Below are 19,475 nucleotides of genomic sequence, written 5' to 3' on the forward strand. Positions count from 1 at the left end.
TCACACCTCCTTCAGTACGTCGAACAGGGTCTCCTCGGCCTTGACGACCCGCTGCGCGGCCGAGCGGAGCTGCCCGGAGAGCTGCTCGCGCAGCGGGTCGAGTCCTTCGGCGGCGGCGGTGCGCAGCTCGGGCAGCCGGGCTCCGAGGGCGGCTGCCGCGTCCTGGTCCTGCGTGCTGCCGCGCAGCAGGCGCTGGTCGCGTTCGTTGAGGGTGTCGCGCAGTTCGGTGAACGCGGGGGTCCAGGACGGCAGGAGCAGGGCGAGGAAGTCGTGCCAGGCGTCCACGGCACCTCGCGCGAGCGGCACCGCCCGTTCGAGCGCCTGGTCCGCCGTGCGGGTGGCCGCTTCGGCGAGGAAGTCGGCGAACATCGCCCGGAAGCCGCAGCCGCCGGTGCCGGCGAGCTCGAAGTCGACGTAGGCGCCGCAGAGGGCGGTGACGACGTCCTCGGCCGGGCTGCGCCGCACGAGGTGGTCCAGACCCGCGCCGTAGGCCGCCAGCCCGCGCAGTCCGAAGGTGGGCACCACCGGGTTCCGCATGGCGGCGCAGGACACGCGCACCCCGTGCCGGATGTCGTCCGCGGACGGTTCACGGGCCGCCGCCCAGTCGGCGCGCAGCCAGGCGTGGCGGGGCGGGAACGGCGGGTGCTCGGAGCCGCGGGCGGCGGCCAGGTCGTCCAGGGAGAGGGTGCGGGGGGCGACGCACCGGTCGGAGACGGTGACGGTCCCGGCGTCGGGGTCGTGGTCCAGGACGACGAAGGCGTGCGCGCCGAAGTGCCGGGTGGCCTGGTAGTACGGCAGGTGGAACAGATCGCCGTAGACGATCACCGGGCTGCCGAGGGCCAGTTGGCCGCGTACCTGTTCCCACGCGGTCTCCGGGTCGGGCGGGAGTACCACCTCCAGGCGCAGGCCGACGCCGGCGGCCATGCGGCGGGTGAAGTCGGGGAAGGGGCCGTTGCGGCCTCCGACGAAGGCACGGCCCTCCGGGCCCTTGGGCATGTGCATGAAGCTGATGCCACCCGCCACGCCGAACAGCAGCGGCTCGCTCACCTCCGTGCCGTGGTGGGCGAGCACCTTGTGCAGGGCGGCGGTCTCGCAGTGGGCGCCGCCGAAGCGGTTCAGGGTGGGGGCGGTCGGGCTCTCGCGGCCGACTGCGTGGGCGGTCATGCGCGCGTTCCCTTCGTTTCGGCGGTGGTCGCGGGGACGGTCCGCGACAGGGGCCGCGGGTGGGCCTGCTCGGCCGCGAGTTCCGCGAGCACCGAGCGGGTGTAGGAGTTGTCGGGTGCCGGCGGGTGGTCGAGGGCCGTGCCCGCGAGGACGTTGCGCACGGCGGCGCGGACGAGGAGGGGGTCCACGCCCCGGGCCGAGAGTTCGTCGGCGAGCCCGTCGCAGGCACGCAGCGCGGCTTTGGTGGCGGCCCGGTTGACGGGGCCGACGACGCTCTCGTCGCCGACCAGGAGGGTGCCCAGGCCGGAGGCGAGGTGACGCAGTTCGGCGAGGCGGCCGGTGTCCTCCGTGACCAGGACGGTGGGCACACCGCGGGCGAGGGCGGCGAACTGGCACACCGGTTTGAGACCGACGACGTCGATGCCGAGCAGGTCCGGGGAGCGCGCCAGGAGGGAGCGCAGGCGCGCGGTGGGCACGCTCGTCGCCAGGCTGACGAACAGCGGCCGGCGGCCGGCGCGCGCGGCGCGGCGGGCCAGGCCCAGCAGCGCGTCGTCCGTCTCCTCGGGCGGCACGCACAGCAGCACCGCGTCGGCGGTGACCAGGGTCTCGGCGTCCGTCAGGGGCAGGGCGGTCGTCGCGGCGGCGCGGCGGGCACTGGCGCGGTCCGTGTCGTACAGGAGCACGGCGAACCGGTCCTTCAGACGGGCGGCGAGCACCGTGCCCAGGCGGCCCGTCCCGGCGATGCCGACGGTCCGCAGTGCGGTCGCGCCGGTCATGAGGCCACCGCCGCGAGGTCTTCCAGGGTGAGGCTGCCCGGCTTGAGCATCCGGTCCATGGCACGTCGGACCAGGGTGCGGTCGATCGGCTCGACGACGGGCGTGATGCCGATGGCCGCCGCGACCCGCTCGGCCACGTCGGAGCACAGCCGCGCGGGGTCGCCGCCGTCGGCCTCGACCCGGATCTCCAGGCCGGCGCCGGTCACCCCGGCCGCCCAGTACAGGCCGGAACCGGGGGTGGAGAGCACGATGTCCTCCAGCGCCAGCTTGTTGATCCGCCTGCCGTCGACCACGAGTTGCTCGCTGACCCGCCCGTGGTGGTCGAGGGTGCGGCGGGGACTGCCGCAGGCGCACGGCGCGGACCGTACGGTGACGAAGTCACCGGTGCGGTACCGCAGCAGCGGCATGGCCCGGCTGACCAGGCTGGTCAGCACGAGTTCGCCCGGGTGCCCGTCGGCGACGGGCTCGGTGGTCTCGGGGTCGATCACCTCGAACAGGTGCCGGTCCTCGGTGAGGTGGAGGCTGCCTTCGGCGCAGGTGAGCCCGAGCGAGTTGGTCTCGGTCGAGCCGTAGGCGTTGGACAGGCGCACCCCCCACAGGTCCGCGATCTTGGAGAGCTTGGCCGGCGAGCAGGTCTCCCCCACGTACATGAAGGTGCGCAGGCCCACCTCAAGGGGGTCGCGTCCGCTGTCCTTGAGCAGGTCGTAGAGCCGCAGCGCCCGGCTGGGGGTGCACACCAGACCGGTCGGTTTGACCGTCCACATCATCTCGACCATGCGCTCGAAGGGGCAAACCCGGCTGAGCGTGCCGACCGCGACCACGCCGGCGCCCGCCTGTTCCAGCGCCCGGTCGAGGTCGTAGGAGGCGAAGGCCAGTTCGTAGGGGATGGCGATGAAGACGAGGTCGCCGGGGCCGAAGACATGGCTGACGGAGCGCTCGACGGCGACGTTGCCGCGTATCCAGTCCTCGTAGGTGATGACGGCGGACGTGGGGCGGCCGGTGGTGCCGGTCGACTCGCCGTAGCGGATGATCTCCCGCCGGTCGGCGGCGACCAGGCCGAACGGATAGGCGTCGCGCAGGTCGCCCTTGGTGGTGAACGGCAGCTTCCGGATGTCGTCGAGGGTGTCGAACCGCGTGCCGCTGTGGGCGGCCCAGTTCCGGCGGTAGTGGGGAGAGGCCGTGAGGGCGTGCGCCACCGACTCCCGCAGCCGGCCGAGCTGGAGCTCGGCCGCCCGGTCGGGGGTGAGCTTGTCGAACGCTTCCAGGTCGGCGCAGGCCGCGCGGCGGATCTCGTCGTAGCGCAGGTGGGGCGGGACGGTGGTCTCGGTCACTGGTCTTCCTCCCCGAAGACGATCTGGGTCTTGATCCGGGCAGCGGCCCGTCCGCCCGTCACGGGGGCGGCGAAGGCCTGCTCGGCGGCGTCGGCCGGAAATCGGTGGGTGACCAGCCGGGCGGCCTGGTCCCGGTGGGCGTCGAGGAACGCGTGGACGGCCGGGAAGCTGCCCGTGCCCCCGATCGACCCGATGAGCGTCAGCCCCTTGACCACGAGCAGGTCCGTGCGGATCTCGGTGCTACGGCGCAGGCCGAAGCAGAGGACGCGGCCCCCCGGCCGGGCGAGGGTCAGCGCGGTGTTCAGGCCGGCCTGGCTGCCGGAGCACTCGACGACGACCGGGTGGTCGGCGCCTTCGGCGAGCCCGGCGTAGCCCGTGTCCCGGTCGTCGGGCGGGGGCGGGGTCTCGACCAGGGCGGCGGGGAAGAGTTCCCGCACCCGCTGCGCCTTGGCGGGGTCCGCTTCCAGCAGCCGTACGGAGCGGACCCCGTAGTGGCCGGTCAGGATCAGGTAGGAGGCGAGGCCCAGTGCGCCCGCGCCGATGACGAGGACGTCGTCGTCGGCACCGGGGGCGAGGCGGCGCAGGCCATGGTCGGCTACGGCGAAGAACTCGGTGAGGGCGAGCAGCCCGGCGCCGAGCGCGCAGGTGTCGGGGTAGAGGTAGCGCCGGTCGACGACTTTGAGGCGGCTGGAGAATCCGTCCACGGTGATCCCGAACTTCTCGATGTGCCGGCACAGGTTCCGGTCGCCGGAGCAGCCGGCGCAGTCGCCGCACCAGCGGGAGCAGTCGCCGGTGACCCACTGTCCGAGCAGCGCGGCGCCGTCGCGGCCGGTGTCCACCACGCGGCCCGACCACTCGTGGCCGAAGCGGATCGGGTAGGCGCGCGGGCCTCCGTAGGTGCCGTCGTAGAGGCGGTGGTCGCTGCCGCACAGGGTGATGCGGTCCACCTCGACGAGGACGTCGTCGGCGCCGAGCGCGGGCAGCGGCGGCACCCGGTGCGCGGCGTGGAGTTCGCCGGGTGCGGTCAGCAGGAGGTCCTGGACGCGGCTCATCGGCCTTCCTCCCCACGGGTGGTCAGGGCGGCGGGCAGGGGGGCGGGGCGGCGCTCGGGCAGGTGGGCGAGGAGCTCGGCCTCGATCCGCTCGCTCTCCTGGCGTGCCATGCGGATGCGCTCGCGCAGGCCGATGGTGCGCAGGCCCCACCACAGGTACCAGTTGTCGTTGGCCAGTACCCGCTCCTGGATCTCGTCGAGGAGGGCGCTGTCCTCGATGACGTCCCGGGACACGTAGTACTTGGGCACGATGAACCGCTCGTCGCCGGTGAGCAGGCCCTCCTCGACGGCGGTGGTGTGCAGTGCGGTCCCGCGGCACACGCGCAGGCCGAGGGTCCAGTAGGCGTGGGCCTCGGGAGCGCCGGGCGGCACCAGGCCGGACATCACGTCGAAGGTCTCCCGCACCGAGTCCCGGTCGTCTCCCGGGCTGCCGATGAACAGACAGTGCTCGACGCGGATCCCGGCCTGCTCGAACTGCCGGTGGGCGCTGATGATCTGCCGCTGGCGGAAGTTCTTCTTCAGCCGGCGCAGCACCCGGTCGTTGCAGGAGTCGGTGCCGAACTCGACGTAGTAGCAACCCGTGCGGACCATGAGGTCGACGAGTTCGGGGGTGACGTTCCCCGGGTTGATCATGCAGGACCAGGGCATCTCGATGCCGCGCCGGACGAACTCCCGCAGCACCTCGACGGCGTAGTTCAGCGGCAGGTTGAAGACGCCGTCGACGATCTCCAGGACCTCCAGTCCCTCGTCCCGCAGCCGCTCCACCTCATCGGCCACCCGTTTGACGTCGTCGAACTTCACGCCGGTGCCGTCGACCAGGAAGTTGCTGCAGAACACGCACTCCAGCACGCAGCCCTTCTTGGTCTGGATGGTGGCGGGCACCTTCTCGCTGCGGTCGTGGGTCTCGTAGGAGTAGGTGAAGTAGCGCGGGTCGTACAGTTCGGGGTCGGGCCGGGCGGCCTTGCGGTAGTCGATCTCGAAGACCGGGTCCCGGCGGTGGTAGGAGCCGTCCGGCACGCGGAAGATCACGCCGGGCACGTCCGCCGGTTCGGTGCCGCGGTGCAGGTGGGCGAGGAACGGCACCATGGACTCCTCGGCGAAGCCGGTGATGCCGTACTCGGCGCCCACGAAGTCCATCAGGTCGTCCGGCACCGTGGAGAAGCCGGGGCCGCCGAGGACGACGGTGACACCGGGCCGCTCGGCGCGCGCCCAGTCGGCGACCTCCCGGGCGAGCGGTGTGTAGATCACCGGCTCCAGCATGTTCTGCGAGTCGACGTTGCGGATGGAGATCCCCACGACGTCGGGCCGGAAGGCGGCGACCGCCTCGCGCACCGCCTTCTCGTCCTCCTCCTCCCACATCAGGTCCAGGACGTGTACGTCGTGCCCCGCGGCCCGCACCTGGGTCGCCACGGTGACCATGCCGATGGGCAGCACCGGACGGAAGGACTTCAGCTTGTTGACGGAGACGAACATGACCCTCATCCGGCGCCGCCCCCGATCTCACGGTCGGCGTCCGTCAGGGCGGCCACCAGCGCCCGCAGTTGTTCCTCGCTCTGGTGCCAGTGCACGACCAGGCGCAGGAGCCCGTAGCGGCGGGCGACGGAGGCGATGAACCCCCGTCGTTCCAGTGCGTCGACGAGCTGTCCGGGCGCCGGGTGGCGCACGGTGACGACGGTGAGGTCCGGCGCGGGGGCGACGGCGAACCCGGCCCCGCGCAGCAGGCCGAGCAGGAGCTCCCTGCGCTCGAACACCGAAGCGACGAGCGTGCGGTAGCCGGCGCGGCCCAGGGTGTGCAGCGCGGCCCAGGTGGCGAGCACGGCGGCGCCGGGGCGGGTGCCGAGCAGACCGTGGTGGTCGTGGGTGCCGCGGTAGTGGGAGGCGACGCGCAGCCGGTCCAGGTCCGCCGCGTCGCGTACCAGGAGCTGGCCGGCCGGGATGGGCGCGCCGCCGTACTTGTGCGGATCGAGGGTGACGGAGGTGACTCCCGGGACGTCGAGGCCGACCGGCGGCAGCGGGTGGCCGAGGTCGCGGGCGAAGGGGACGAGGAAGCCGCCGGTCGCCGCGTCGACGTGCAACGGCACGCCCAGGGCCCGGGTGTGCTCCGCGATGGCGGGGACGTCGTCGACGGCTCCGGCCTCGGAGGTGCCGGCGGTGGCGACGACGAGCGCGGTGTCCTCGGTGACGAGGGACCGCAGCGTCTCGACGCGGACGCGCAGGTCGGGTGTGAGCGGTGCGTACACGGGCTCCACGCCCAGCATCGCGAGGATCTTGTCGAAGGAGAAGTGGGCGCTCTCCGGCAGCACGATCCGCGCGGGACGGCCCGTGCGGGCCCGCCGCCCGTCCCGGCGCAGCGCGGCCAGAACCGCCAGGAGGTTGGCCTCGGTCCCGCCGGAGGTCGCCACTCCCCCGGCGTCGGGAAACCCGAGGAGGTCGCCGAGGAGTGCCGTCACCTCCGTCTCGGCGCGCCGCAGCGACGGGAAGATCCGGTTGTCGCCCATGTTGGTGTCGAGTGCCTGGGCGAAGACCTGCCGGGCCACCGGGAGCGGCGCGGAGCAGATGGAGTTGAACACCGTGCCGTCCGCGTAGTCGTGGTCGTCGCGGCGCAGTGCGTCCAGGCCGGCGAGGACGGCCGCCGTGTCCCGGCCGTGCTCGGACAGGCCCGTGGGCCGGGCGGGTGCCGCCCGGTCAGCCGATCCGGTGCGGGATGTCGAAGAACCCAGCAGCGTTTCCATGAACGAGAGCCCTCACGGTCTGTTCCGGAACGCCTCCGAGGCGGAGGCGATGGACGGTCTTGCCGAGGCCGAGCGGGTCGGCGGAGCCGAAGTGGAAGCCGGTGTTGAGCATCAGGCGCTCCGGCCCCCGGCTGTCGAGGATGCGCATCACCTCACGGTGGGTGACCTTCTGGCGCACGGCGAACAGCGCGTCCGTGCGCGGCGAGACCGGCAGGCCGTAGCCGCCGAGCCCGTCGAAGCCACCGTGTCCGTGGACCAGGCGCAGCTTGTGCTCGTCGAGGTCCATCACGGCGACGCGCCCCGGATCGATGCCCGAGCGCTCGATGGCGCCGGCGAGCAGCGGCAGCATCGCCGTGAACGCCTCCAGTGGCGGCGGGGTCTCCACCATCACCGGTGTCCCCGTGTCGGCGGCAAGACGCAACTGCCGCTCCAGCACCGTCACCTCGTCGCTGGTCCGGTGGCGGAGCGACACCTCGCCCAGGGCCTTCACCCGAGGGTGGCCGAGCCGCTTGTGGAGTTCGTCGACGCCCTCCAGAGCGCTGCGCAGATCGGTCATGTCGGCGGCGTGCACGGCCAGCCCGACGTACAGGTCGATGCCGTACACCGCCGCACGGGCGGTCTCGACCTCGATGAGCCGCTCGAACCGCGCGGCGAACGCGTCGCCCGACGAGCGGCGCTCGTGGGAGCTGGAGCAGGGGGCGAGCGCACTCGTCACACCGCTGACCGCCATGAGTTCGTAGTCGTCGGCGTTGCGCAGGTCGCTGTGGATGTGGTGGTCGAAGAGCGGGACGAGGCCGGGTCCGTGCGCGCCCCGGGGCGCCAGGAGCTGTGGCGCGGGGGTCGCACGGCCGGCGGTGGTGGCCGGCCGCACGGTGGTCAGTCCTCCGAGGAGGACTCGGCGGAGGCCGCGGCCGCGGTGAGCACCTCGTGGCTGCGGCGCAGGGCGTGCCGGTAGACGTCGCTGTGGTTGTACAGCTCCACGCTGACGTGGCCCTCATAGCCGCCGCGGCGCAGGATGCGGAAGAACTCCACGAAGTCGATGTCCCCGTCGCCGGGGATCTCGTGGTAGTGGGTGCGGCCCTTGATGTCCTCGACCTGGAACACGGGGGTGATCGGCAGGTGGCGTTCGACGGAGGCGAGGTAGTCCTCCTCCACGACGCGGCAGTGTCCGAGGTCCTGGGCGAGGGCGAAGCGCGGGCTGTCCAGCTCCCGGGCGAGCTGGGCGACCGCGGCGTTGGTCTCCAGGAAGAACTCCGGTTCGGGTTCCATGGCGAGGACGACGTCGCTGTCCGTGCTGTCGAGGATCTCGGTGATGCCCTCGACGAGCCAGCGCCGCGCGTCGGCGGGGTCCACCTCGGGCTTGCGCTTGCCGGTGGCGAAGTTGATCAGCGGGATGCCGAGCATGTCGGCGATGCGTATGGACCGTTTGACCAGGTCGACGCGGCGGGCCCGGCCGGCGGCGTCGGGGTGGACCAGCGACGGCTCGAACCGCTCCTCGCTGAGCAGGTTGTCGGCGCCCGCGGCCAGGCAGCAGGCTTCGATGCCGGTGCGCTCCAGCGCCTTGCGGATGACCGACGCCTCGTTGTCGGAGAAGGAGAACGGGTCGATGTGCGCGGGGTGCAGGGAGAGTTCGATGCCGTCGTAACCGGCCTCGGCGACTTCCTCGACGGCCCGCTCCACGGTGAGGTTACGCAGACCGTTGGCGTTGTAGCTCAAGCGGTGCACAGGGGCTCCTTCGCAGGGTAGGGCCGTCACCGGGTGGCGATGGCGTGGGTGTGGAAGTCGTGCCAGGTGCGCAGTTCGACCTGCTGGAAGCCGGCGCCGCGCAGCATCTGCTCCAGCTCTTCGAGGGAGAAGCGCAGATGGCGCTCGTCGGGTCCCGCGCCGTCGGGCTGCCGCGCGTACCAGGCCTCGATCTCCCGGTTGCGCGCGATGTCCGGGGTCTTGCGGTAGTCCGCGATGGCGACGCGGCCACCGGGTTTGAGGACGCGGTGCATCTCGGCGACCGCCAGGGCCGCGTCCTCGGCCAGTTCGTGCAGGACGTAGGTGCACAGCACCAGGTCGACGCTGGAGGTGGGCACGTCCAGGGGGGCTAGGGCGCCGACCTGTGTGGTCACGCGTGCGCTGAGCCCTTCCTTCGCGGCGCGGCGTTCGAGCACCTGGAGGAGCGGGGCGCTGCCGTCGACGCCATGGACGCTGCCGTCGGGGCCGACCGCGCGGGCCGCGGGGATCGTGGCGTACCCGGTGCCCGCGCCTACGTCCAGGACCCGCTGCCCCGGCGCGGCCTGTGCCGTGCGCAGCAGTCCCTGGACCTCGCCGAGGGCCCAGCGCAGCGGCCCGTCGAGACGGTAGATCGTCTCCTCCACCTCGGGTGTGTGGTGCACTGTGGTGTTCATGAGCCCATCCCTGTGGTGTCGGTGGATCAGGCCTCGGTCAGGACGCTCTTGAGCAGCGGTTCGGCGACGGGCGTCTCATAGTCGCCGTCGACGCAGCGCACGGTGCCGACGCGGGGCACGAGCACGAAGCGGATCGCGGCTCCGGCGCGGCGCTTGTTGTCGCTGAGGATGACCTCGACGATCTGCTCGGCCGTCAGGTCCTCGGGCAGAGCCACGACGCTGCCCAGCCGCTGCTTGAGGATGTGTTCCTGCCGGTGCAGCACCTCGGGCTCGCACACACCGAGGCGTATGCCCACCTTGGCCGCGGCGCACATCCCGATGCCGACCGCTTCGCCGTGCAGCAGTTTGCCGTTGCCGAGGAACTCCACGGCGTGTCCGACGGTGTGGCCGTATTCGAGCATGATGCCCGCGTGCCGCTCACCGGGGTCGAGGGCGAGGATCGACAGCTTGCTGCGCACCACGTCGTGGCAGAAGCCCAGCAGGTCGTCACGGACGGCGGCCAGGTCCGGCGTGAGCAGGTTCTCCAGCCGCTCGAACCAGGCCGCGTCGTTGACCAGGCCGTTCTTGATCGCCTCGGTGATGGCGCTGCGGTGCTGGCGGACCGGCTCCTCGCGGGTGTAGGCGACGTCCGCCCAGATGAACAGCGGCGCGTGGTACATCCCGAACTGGTTCTTGCCCAGGGAACCGTTGACGGCCTGCTTGTTGCTGAGCGAGCCGTCGGTGAGGTTCAGCATCGTCGTCGGGACCTCGACGTACCTGACGCCCCGGTAGGTGAGTCCCGCGGCGAGGCCGACGATGTTGCTGATCATGCCGCCGCCGAGCGCCATGACCACGGAGTCCTTGGTGACGCCGGCCGCGACCAGACGCTCGCACAGGTCGGTGAGCTGCTGCCAGCCCTTGGCGGACTCCCCCTCGCGCACGGTCAGCACGTTGACGGCGATGTTCGCGTCACTCAGCGTCCGGGCCAGTTCCTTGCCGAACCGGGCGTGCAGCCGGTCGCTGGTGACGAGGTAGATCTCGTCGAAGGCATGCCGGTGCAGATACGCCGGCAGCTGGTCGGCGATGCCGTCCCCCAGGTAGTACGGACAGCTGGGGCTCACTCCGCTCGACAGCTCGATGATGGTTCCCCTGGCCACTTCGCTCCTTCATGGGATGGCGGACGATTGCGGTCCGCGCACGGGGGCGGATTCAGGCACCGTCACCGAGGTGCGCGGTGTAGCCCTCCAGGTCGAGGGCACCGTTGCCGCTCACGCAGGCGACGATGGTCTCGGCGCGGCCCGTGCGACGGGCTTCGATCGCCCGGTCGACGGCGGCGCGCACCGCGTGGCAGGACTCGGGGGCGATGAGCACGCCCTCGTGGCGGAGCATGAGCGAGCCGGTCTCGAACGCCTCCGCCTCGTCGTAGGCGACCGCGTCGATCAGGCCCTGGCTGCGCAGCACGCCGACCACCGCCGAGCCGCTGTGCTGGCGCAGGCCGCCGACATGGGTCTCGGGCAGCTCGTAGTCACGGCCGAGGGTGTAGGACTTGGTCAGCGGCGTGATGCCCTCCGGGTCGGCGTGGTCGTAGCGCCACTCGCCGCGGGTCAGCCGGGGTGCGCTGGCCGACTCGGCGCCGATCAGCGTCAGTCCGTCGCCGCGCTCGGCCTTGTCCGCCAGGTAAGGGCCCATCAGGCCACCCAGGTTGCTGCCGCCGCCGACACAGGCGATCAGGGTGTCCGGGGTCTCGCCGAGCGCCGCGAGCTGAGCCTTGACCTCCTGTCCGATGACGGACTGGTGCGCCAGCACATGGGGCAGGTTGCTGCCCGAGATGTACCGGGTCTCGGGGTGGTCCTGCGCATAGCTGATGGCTTCGCCGATGGCCGTGCCGAGGGAGCCCAGCAGATGGCGGCCGTCGCGCAGCAGCGCCTTGCCGACCTGCGTCCGCTCGCTGGGCGACGGGTACACCTCGCCGCCGAGCAGCTTGATCACCGTGTGCCTGCCGAGTTTCTGCCGCGCCGACACGCCGGCCCAGAAGATCACCGCGTGCAGACCGAAGAGCCGCGCCGCCCAGGCCACCGCGTGGCCCCACTGCCCCGCTCCGGTCTCGGTCACCAGCGTCCGTACGCCCTGCTGTGCGGCGAAGTACGCCTGAGCGATGGCCGAGTTGAGCTTGAAGCTGCCGGTGGGCAGCACGTCCTCGCGTTTGAGGTAGATCCGGGCAGGCGTCCGAAGGTGAGCCTCCAGGGCCCGTGCCCGCAGCAGCGGGGTGGGGCGGCCGATGGCCGCGAGTTCCTCGCGGACCCGCTGCGGGATGGGAAGGAAGGACTCCGTGGACGCGTCCTGTTCCTGCACCGCGGCGAGGCGGATCCGGCGCTGGAGCGCGAGCCGGGAGGGCTGGCCGTCGTCGCCGTCCCTGGCAGGCGGCAGGGGGACCGGCAGATTGGGTACGAGGTTGAACCAGGCTTCGGGCACATCGTCCGGGGCACCGCTCGGCACGACCGGGGTCGGGTTCCAGTCGGGGTCCGGGGTCCTGGCGCCCGGCGCGGGCCGCGGTCCGCCGCTCATGCCCCGCTCCGCATCCGCGGTGGGTGGAACGGCTCCTCAGTGGCGTGCATCCAGATCCCCTCTCTGCTCGTCCGGGACACGACGAGAAGCCTCATCGCTGGACGGCGGCAGGGGGAGGGTCGGCCCGGGACGTTGACCGTTCGAGTCAAAGGACACTCGTACCGGACTCGACCGCTTGACCTATATGACTGATTCGCTCACCCGTGCCCTGTGTGGCACTGGCGCGTTCTCACAAGAGGCGGGCTCCGCGGCGCCTCGAAGACGCGGGGCCGGCCCCATGAATCCCGGCAAGAGCCCGAACACGAGGAACCGCGCGCATGTCCCTGGGCAACACCACGCAGCACCATCCCTATCACGGACTCTACGAAGCAACATCCGTACCCGCACTGCTCGAAGTGCCTCCGCTGGAGTACCTCGCCGTCGACGGGGAGGGCGATCCCCAGGACTCCAAGCTGTTCGCCGCCGCGATCGACACGCTCTACGCGGCGGCGACAGCGGTGGCGGCGGCATCCGGCGGGCCTCGGCCCGGCGACGCGGACCACGGGCCGAGCCCGCTGGAAGGTCTGTGGTGGAGCACCGATCCGGGCCTGAACCTGCACAGCGGCGACCCGGCCTGCTGGCGCGACCGCACGAGCTGGCGCTGGACTCTGCTGCTCAGACAGCGTCACGCGGTGGATGCCGCCACACTGGCGGCGGTCCGCGCGGAACTCACCGTGGACTGCCCCACTCCCGAATCCGCCGCCGCGGTGTCCGCCCTGGGGGCGCGCACCCTGCGGGAGGGCCTGTGTGTCCAGGTGCTGCACGAGGGCCCGATCGAGAACGAGCCCGCGACGGTCGGCGCCCTCCACCGCCATCTCGACGCACAGGGGCTCGTCCCCGCGGGCAGGCACCACGAGATCTACCTCGTGCCGGCCCACACCGCTCCCCCGTCCCGGCTGCGCACCATCCTGCGCCAGCCGGTACGCCGACGGGGCCGGTGACCCGGGCGCGGGTGCGTCTCCGCGCGGTTACGGCCCCAACGCCGGGGCCGTGAGTGCGCCGCGACGGTGCGGGTCGGCCCGGGTGAACCGGCCGCGGCACCGGCGCCGGGCCTCATGGTCTGACCAGCGGCCCGCGGGCTTCGCCGATCAGCGGGCCGGTCGGGCAGGGTCATCCCACTGACCACCGCCCCGGCCCTCTAGGGTCGGGTGCATGCTCCTGTGGATCAACGGTCCCTTCGGTGGCGGCAAGACGCAGACCGCCTACGAACTCCGGCGTCGGCTTGCCGGCAGTGTCGTCTGCGATCCCGAACACGTCGGCTTCGGTCTGCACCGGATGATGCCCCCGTCGTTGCGCGGAGACTTCCAGGACCTCGCTGTCTGGCGGCAGGGGGTGTTCGAAGTACTGGATCACGTCCTGAGCAAGCACGAGGGGACGGTGATCGTGCCCATGACGATCGTGGAGCCGGCGTACTTCCGCGAGACCGTGGGTCGCCTGCGCGAACGCGGCCACGATGTGCGGCACTTCGCCCTGCTGGCCGAGCGTGAGACCGTGCTGCGTCGGCTGCGCGAGCGCGGTTTCGGACACGTTGCGCAGTTCATCGCGGGCAAGGACGCCCCCTTGCGCCGGGAGAGCTTCGCCGTGTCCAGACTCGACCTCTGCCTGGAGCGCCTGCGTGCGGAGGAGTTCGGGGACCAGGTATGGACCGACCATCTCACCGTGCCCGAGGTGGCCGAGCACATCGCCGCCGCCGTCGGCCTGCCGCTCGCGCCGAACAGAGACGGAGCGCTGCGAGGACGTGCGCGGCGGGCCTGGACAGGGATCAAGCACATCCGGTTCGACTGAGTGCCCGCCGGCCACCTCCACCTGCCCTCGGGTAGCCCCTGACGCGGCGATGTGTGCCGTCTCACGCACGCCAACTGTCGCCTAAGTTGTCTGCATCACAGCGGAAATGTCCCTTTACCGTCCATGCTCGAAAACGGATGCCGCACCCCGAAGTGGGGCCTTTCGGCGTCCCCTTGGGCGTGACGTCGCACAGTGACTCACGCCACAACACCGGTGACATCCCACCCTTCTCCCTGTTCCTCCTGTTCCTTCTGTTCCGCTGGGAAGGTGCCCCATGGCCGCTTACCTCTGTCCTCCTGCCGTGATACACGGCGAGCACCCCGTGCAGACCAGCCAGATCGTGGCGGAGGTGCGCGACCGGCACCCGCACGCGGCCTGGGCGCCGCGCATCGACGGCATCGCGGCCAGTACGGGCATCGAGACCCGCGGGTGGATGCTGCCGCTGGAGACCGCCGTCGCGCCCGGCGATGGCGGCGGTCTGCGGGCTGTCGGCGTCGGGCCGGCCCAAGAAGCGCTGGCACGCGACGGGTTCAGCCGGCAGGACGTGGACCGCGTGATCGCCGCACTTGAGGCGATACCCACGCCGCAGACCGTCCAGGAGCGCACCGGACCGGCCTGGGAGGCCGTGCGGTCCTACGGCGAGCACGCGGCGCGCGGGGCCCTCCAGATCGCCGGGTTGGACGCCTCGGACATCGACTGTCTGATCACCAGTCACTCCACCACCCCGGCGCTGCCCGGTCTGGACACAGCCCTGGCCAACAAGCTGGCGCTCCGCAACGACGTGATGCTGCTGCCGGCCACGCAGTGGGCCTGTGTCGCGGGCACCCGCTCCCTGGCGCTGGCCGCGGACCTCGTGGCCGCGGACCCCGACCGAGTGGTCCTGGTCGTCATCTCGGAGGCGCTGAGCACGACGTACCAGCCCGCCGACGACACCCTTGAGTCGCTGATCGTCCGGTTGCTGTTCGCGGACACCGCCGTCGCCGCGGTGGTCACGGGCCGCCCCCGGCGCGAGTCGGTGCTGCGGCTGGACGCCGCCTGGCATCACACCCTGCCCGGCACCCAGGACCTGCACCGCCTGGAGACGCGGGCGGACGGCACCCACTTCGTGATGGACCGGCGCGGGCCGCGTGCCGTGCAGGAGACGGTCACCGCGATGTGGGAGTGGCTGCGCGTCCGTTACCAGGACCACCCCGACGCCTGGCACCCCGACGTGCTGCTCGCGCACCCCGGCGGGACCCGGGTGCTGGAGTACATGGAGCAGACGATGCCCGACACCTGGCCGTCGGGGCTGCTGGACTACAGCCGGGACAGCTACACCACCGGCAACCGCGGAGGCGCCGCCGTGTTCGACATCCTGCGGCGGGCGCATGACGCCGGGCAGAAGCCGGGCAGTCGCACCGTTCTCTACGCGGCGGCACCGGGCCTCACCGCCACCGCCCTGGAAGGGGAGTGGCTGTAGTACGGCGCCGTACCGCCCGTACCGGTACCGGTACCAGGCCGTACCGGTACCAGGTGCCCGCACCACCCGTACAGGCGCAGCCGCGTCACGTCGCGACTCTCGCCCAGACCACCTTGCCGGTGTCCGTCCACCGGACCCCCCAGCGGGTGGTGAGCCTGTGCGCGATGTGCAGGCCGCGACCGCCGTCGTCGAGCAGGCCGCCCCGCCTCAGACGCGGGCTGCCGCTGCCGGTGTCGCCCACCTCGCACAGCAGGCCGCGGCCGGACCTGATCAGCCGTACCGTGACGGGGCCGGTGGCGAAGCGCACGGCGTTCGTGACCAGCTCGCTGATCAGCAGCACCACGTCGTCCCGGGTGTCGTCCTTGGTGCGCCACTGCCGCAGCAGCACGGAGACCTGCGTGCGGGCACGGGCGGGGGCGTCGTCGCGGGCGGGCAGCCGCCAGGTCGCGGTGTCCCCCTTGCGGTAGCCGATCATCCGGGCGAGCAGCAGGGTCACGTCGTCGCGCTGGCGCGCGGGTGCCAGCGCGGAGACGACGTGCCGTGCCGCCCGCTGGAGGGTGTCCCAGGGGTGCACCGTGGACACGGCGTCCGCCAGCCTGCCGATGCCCTCGTCGATCGACACGGCCGGATCCTCCACCAGGCCGTCGGTGTACAGGGCGAGCAGGGAGCCCGGGGGCGCGCCGAACGTGTGCACGTCGAACGGTTCCCGCAGCGCGAACTCGGCACCGAGGCCGGGGTGGGGACGGACCTCAAGCGGGCCCGCACGCCCGTCCGGGGAGACCAGGACCGGCGGGAGGTGGCCGGCGCTGGACAGTGTCACGCGGTGGCTGACCGGGTCGTAGAGGGCGATGCAGCAGGTCGAGCCGAGGGCGCTGTAGCCGGCTGTCAGCCCGGTGTCGGCGTCGTCCAGCAGCGAGACGGTCTCGTCCAGGTGCTCCAGTACCTCGTCCGGCGCGAGCCCGGCGGACAGCAGCGCGCGCGCCTCCATGCTCAGCTGGCCCATGGTCGCCGCGGCGCCCAGGCCGTGTCCGACGACGTCGCCGACCACCAGCGCGGTGCGGCCGTCCGGCAGCGGGAAGCTGTTCACCCAGTCACCGCCGACGCCCGCGCTGTCGGGGGTGGCGGGCTGGTAGACGCTGGCGATCTCGATGGTGTCGCCGCCGGTCCGGGGCAGGAGCCGGCGCTGCAGGGCCAGCACCTGCGTGTGCTCGCGCTGGTGCTGACGCGCCAGGTCGACGTGGTGGGCGGTCCTGGCCACCAGCTCCTGTAGGTCGAGCAGCTCGTTGTCGCGGAAGGGGAAGTCCGCCCGCCGCCAGACCTCCGCCACGCCCAGTACGACGGGCGGCGCGCCGTCCAGGACGAGCGGGATGCACGCCACACCCGCCGACCGGTCACCGGGCACGAGGGCCCGCACGACCCGTGGACTGCCGAGCACCCGCTCGACCGCCTCCCGGTCGGGTATGACGATGGTCTGCGGGGCGTCGTCCCGCAGTACCGCCTGCGCCAGTAGGCGACTCGCGTCGCCGGGGAGATCCTCGCCCGGGGTCACGTAGCCCTCGGGCCACGCCCGGTCCGGCACCAGGGCCGCCCGCCGTAGCCGGATACGTCCCTTCGCCTGGCCGGTGACTCCCTCGCCCGTCCACACGGCGAAGTCGAGGTCGACGGCGGCCACGTCTCCCCAGGCCAACAGGGACTCCGCCAGTGACTGCGCGGTCTCGCCGATGTCCAGCGAGGTGCCGATCGCGGTCTCGGCGGCGTAGAGGTGCAGCCTCCTGGCCATCGCGATCAGGGAGACGGTCAGTCCCTCCTCAGGTGCCGCGGCGGGCAGGATGCTCATCGAGACGACCAGCTCCGACCCGTCGGCGCGCCGCAGGCGCTGGATCCGGGCCACGTGCGCCTCACCGGTCTCCACGACCTGACGCAACCGCCGGGTGACCGTCGGTACGTCCCCGTGGGGCAGGAGATTGACGAACGGCTTGCCGACCACGGCGTCGAGACCGGCGAACACCGGGGCGTCGAGATTGCAGCGGGTGATGATCAGATCCCTGTCCAGGTTGACCGCGCCGAGGATCTGCTCCTGACGCCCGGCCGCCGGGTCCTCCGCGCCGCGCCGGCGCCTGGTGCGGTCGGCCCGCGCGTCGGCGGGACCGGCGTCCGGTGCCGCTCCGCCGCGCGGGATGTAGCGCCCCAAGGCCCTGCTGACCAGGTCGAAAGCCGAAGAGGACGATGGGGAGGGTGTGGAGTCCATGCAGCTCTCTCAGCAATCCCCGGCGCAGCGCCGGGGCCGTACTCGGACCCGTGCGACGGGGGTCCCGAGATCCCTGACCGCACACCTCATTGAATAACAGCAGGGGCCGCTTCGCCCACACCAGCGAATCGCGGACCGAACGCGGACCGTGAGGGAGGAGGAGCGGTCGGTGCCGAACGCGGACGGTGACGGAGGAGGAGCGGCCGGTGGGGCCGACTCCGTCTCGCGGATCGCCCTGCCCCCGCCGGTACTCCCTGTCTGCGGGCGGAGAAGGGTGGTCGAGTGCGAAATCGCCCTGGCGGCCTGTGACTTGCGACGGCACCGCGCTACCGGACGTGCCAAATCCCGCTGACACTCTCCCGCTTGGCCTGCCAGCAGGCGTGGCACGTCCGGTGCGCGGATGATCCGGTCCGCCCCGCACCGAATAGCGATCAGGGTGGCCGGATGGCAGTCTGAAAGGTGGATCCAAGTTTCGGGGAGCCCCGCGCGCCGATCGGCATTTCTGTTCGTGATCGCGGGAGGTGGAACTTCCATGAGAAACCGGGCCTCGCTTACCGCCACCGCAGTGGGTCTCGCGGTGGCCGGAGCACTGTCGACGACACTCGTACCGTTCACCGCGTCACCGGCCTGGGCCCAGGACTGCGTGGCCTCCGCTCGCGCTCCGAGCCTCAGTCACACCCAGCTTGCCAACCGCCGCAACTTCCAGGTGAGGGAAGCGGTCGTGTGTCTCATCAACGCCCAGCGCGCGCAACAGGGTTTGCCGGCCCTGACCTACAACCAGAACCTGACTTCAGCGGCTCACGAGCACGCCTCGGCGTCCGTGGAGCAGAAGTGGTGGGGACCGGGCAAGGACCCGCACACCAACCCGCAGACGGGCTCGACACCGCAGAGCCGTATCCAGGGAGCGGGCTACTGCCCGAACCCCGTGTCCTGGCGGTTCGCCGAGATCGCCTACACCGGTTGGGGAGGCCAGGGGACGCCGGACGCCGCCGTCAACTGGTGGATGAACTCACCGCCGCACCGGGCGAACATCCTCGATCCCGGGCTGCGTGAGATCGGGCGCTGGGCCCAGCCCGGTGCCGCCGATCCGGCCGGCACGGACGCGAGCGGAGCCGGAACGTACGTCGTCACCTTCGGGAGCTGCCAGCAGTGACGCACCGGCTTCGGCTGACGTTTCGATCCTCGGTTTTGAGTAGCTCCGCCGTATTTCAGAAGCGCACCCGGGTTGTTCTGCCGGCGGCAGAACAACCGCCCGACCGGACTCGACGGTCACTACCGTCCCTCTCATGGTGACGATTACCACGCGTGCGGTCGAGTACCCGGCCGACGGCCTCACGATGGTCGGGTACCTCGCGCTCCCCGCCGGTGTCGGCTGCCGGCCCGCGGTCCTGATCGGACCCGAGGGGATGGGGCTCAGCGATGTCGAGCGCCGCCGGGCCGATGCGCTCGCCGAGCTGGGATACGTGGCGCTGGCCTTCGACCTCCACGGCGGGCGCTATGTGGGCGACCCCGAGGAGATGCTGGCCCGTTGCATGCCGCTGCTCGCCGACCCCGACCGGATCGCCGCCGTCGGCTACGGCACCGGGGGCGCGATCGCGCTGGAACTCGGGCGCGACGGCGTCGACCTGCGCGCGATCGCGACAGTCAACGGACTGACCACGGGCCGACCGGGCGAGGCGGCGCGCATTCGCTGCCCGGTGTGGGCCGGGGTCGGGTCGGAAGACCCGATCATGCCGCCCGCGCAACGCGACGCGTTCACCGCCGAGATGCGGGCCGCGGACGTCGACTGGCGCCTCGTGGTCTACGGCGGCGCCTTGCACGCCTTCCACCACCCACCGGTCGACCACACCGTGCTGCCCGGCGTCGGCCACCACCCACGGCACGCACAGCGGGCCTGGCGCGACGTCGTCGACCTGCTCGCCGAGTGCTTGCCTGCGACGGAGTGACCGG

At 72.0% G+C, this 19,475-nt stretch carries 17 protein-coding genes; 5 read left to right on the top strand and 12 right to left on the bottom strand.

Annotated elements, in window-relative coordinates; all coding sequences use genetic code 11:
* Genes AQJ11_RS07410 through AQJ11_RS07460 form a run of 11 tightly spaced genes read right to left on the bottom strand, consistent with a single transcriptional unit; the run spans position 1 to position 11,994 of the window.
* Positions 1-1,164 (bottom strand): BtrH N-terminal domain-containing protein, encoded by a 1,164-nt coding sequence (locus AQJ11_RS07410; protein WP_059262313.1) that lies wholly within the window; start codon positions 1,162-1,164, stop codon positions 1-3.
* Entirely contained in the window at positions 1,161-1,940 is a 780-nt protein-coding gene (locus AQJ11_RS07415) for an NAD(P)-binding domain-containing protein (protein ID WP_059262314.1), read from the bottom strand. Before AQJ11_RS07415 ends, AQJ11_RS07410 begins: the two co-directional genes overlap by 4 nt.
* The gene (locus tag AQJ11_RS07420; protein WP_059262315.1) at positions 1,937-3,271 is read right to left on the bottom strand and encodes a phenylacetate--CoA ligase family protein; all 1,335 of its coding nucleotides are present in this window, start codon (positions 3,269-3,271) and stop codon (positions 1,937-1,939) included. The genes AQJ11_RS07415 and AQJ11_RS07420 overlap by 4 nt, the downstream gene beginning before the upstream one ends.
* Entirely contained in the window at positions 3,268-4,323 is a 1,056-nt protein-coding gene (locus AQJ11_RS07425; protein ID WP_059262316.1) for a zinc-dependent alcohol dehydrogenase, read from the bottom strand. The genes AQJ11_RS07420 and AQJ11_RS07425 overlap by 4 nt, the downstream gene beginning before the upstream one ends.
* Positions 4,320-5,795: a B12-binding domain-containing radical SAM protein gene (locus AQJ11_RS07430; protein WP_059262317.1), complete on the bottom strand. Its 1,476-nt coding sequence runs from the start codon at positions 5,793-5,795 to the stop codon at positions 4,320-4,322. The genes AQJ11_RS07425 and AQJ11_RS07430 overlap by 4 nt, the downstream gene beginning before the upstream one ends.
* Positions 5,796-5,800: 5 nt before the next feature.
* The gene (gene mfnA, locus AQJ11_RS07435; RefSeq protein WP_059262318.1) at positions 5,801-7,054 is read right to left on the bottom strand and encodes a tyrosine decarboxylase MfnA; all 1,254 of its coding nucleotides are present in this window, start codon (positions 7,052-7,054) and stop codon (positions 5,801-5,803) included.
* Positions 7,008-7,925, bottom strand: coding sequence for a TatD family hydrolase (locus AQJ11_RS07440; protein ID WP_059262319.1), 918 nt, complete (start codon positions 7,923-7,925; stop codon positions 7,008-7,010). Before AQJ11_RS07440 ends, mfnA begins: the two co-directional genes overlap by 47 nt.
* A gap of 5 nt (positions 7,926-7,930) precedes the next feature.
* Entirely contained in the window at positions 7,931-8,779 is an 849-nt protein-coding gene (locus AQJ11_RS07445) for a sugar phosphate isomerase/epimerase family protein (protein WP_014677032.1), read from the bottom strand.
* Positions 8,780-8,805: 26 nt separating this feature from the next.
* Positions 8,806-9,450, bottom strand: a complete 645-nt coding sequence (locus tag AQJ11_RS07450) for a class I SAM-dependent methyltransferase (protein WP_244218146.1) — start codon at positions 9,448-9,450, stop codon at positions 8,806-8,808.
* Between the two features lie 26 nt (positions 9,451-9,476).
* A complete protein-coding gene (locus AQJ11_RS07455) occupies positions 9,477-10,586 on the bottom strand; it encodes a 2-deoxy-scyllo-inosose synthase (protein ID WP_059262320.1) in 1,110 nt (369 codons plus the stop codon).
* Positions 10,587-10,638: 52 nt separating this feature from the next.
* Positions 10,639-11,994, bottom strand: coding sequence for a TrpB-like pyridoxal phosphate-dependent enzyme (locus AQJ11_RS07460; RefSeq protein ID WP_059262321.1), 1,356 nt, complete (start codon positions 11,992-11,994; stop codon positions 10,639-10,641).
* A gap of 317 nt (positions 11,995-12,311) precedes the next feature.
* Between AQJ11_RS07460 and AQJ11_RS07465 the strand changes: the two genes are divergently transcribed.
* From AQJ11_RS07465 to AQJ11_RS07475, 3 genes are all read left to right on the top strand, one after another.
* Positions 12,312-12,974, top strand: a complete 663-nt coding sequence (locus AQJ11_RS07465) for a GyrI-like domain-containing protein (RefSeq protein WP_059262322.1) — start codon at positions 12,312-12,314, stop codon at positions 12,972-12,974.
* Positions 12,975-13,185: 211 nt separating this feature from the next.
* Positions 13,186-13,818 (top strand): AAA family ATPase, encoded by a 633-nt coding sequence (locus tag AQJ11_RS07470; RefSeq protein WP_059262323.1) that lies wholly within the window; start codon positions 13,186-13,188, stop codon positions 13,816-13,818.
* Positions 13,819-14,092: 274 nt separating this feature from the next.
* Positions 14,093-15,277, top strand: a complete 1,185-nt coding sequence (locus AQJ11_RS07475; RefSeq protein ID WP_059262324.1) for a beta-ketoacyl-[acyl-carrier-protein] synthase family protein — start codon at positions 14,093-14,095, stop codon at positions 15,275-15,277.
* Between the two features lie 85 nt (positions 15,278-15,362).
* Here AQJ11_RS07475 and AQJ11_RS07480 read toward each other — a convergent pair whose 3' ends face one another.
* The gene (locus AQJ11_RS07480) at positions 15,363-17,525 is read right to left on the bottom strand and encodes an ATP-binding SpoIIE family protein phosphatase (RefSeq protein WP_059262325.1); all 2,163 of its coding nucleotides are present in this window, start codon (positions 17,523-17,525) and stop codon (positions 15,363-15,365) included.
* A 532-nt stretch (positions 17,526-18,057) separates the two neighbouring features.
* Here AQJ11_RS07480 and AQJ11_RS07485 point away from each other — a divergent pair.
* Positions 18,058-18,678 carry a CAP domain-containing protein gene (locus AQJ11_RS07485; protein ID WP_244218147.1) on the top strand — a complete coding sequence of 207 codons (621 nt, stop codon included), beginning with the start codon at positions 18,058-18,060 and terminating at the stop codon, positions 18,676-18,678.
* A gap of 133 nt (positions 18,679-18,811) precedes the next feature.
* Positions 18,812-19,471, top strand: coding sequence for a dienelactone hydrolase family protein (locus AQJ11_RS07490; protein WP_059262327.1), 660 nt, complete (start codon positions 18,812-18,814; stop codon positions 19,469-19,471).
* The last annotated feature ends 4 nt before the right edge of the window (positions 19,472-19,475 follow it).

Source organism: Streptomyces corchorusii (assembly GCF_001514055.1).
Lineage (GTDB): Bacteria > Actinomycetota > Actinomycetes > Streptomycetales > Streptomycetaceae > Streptomyces > Streptomyces olivaceoviridis.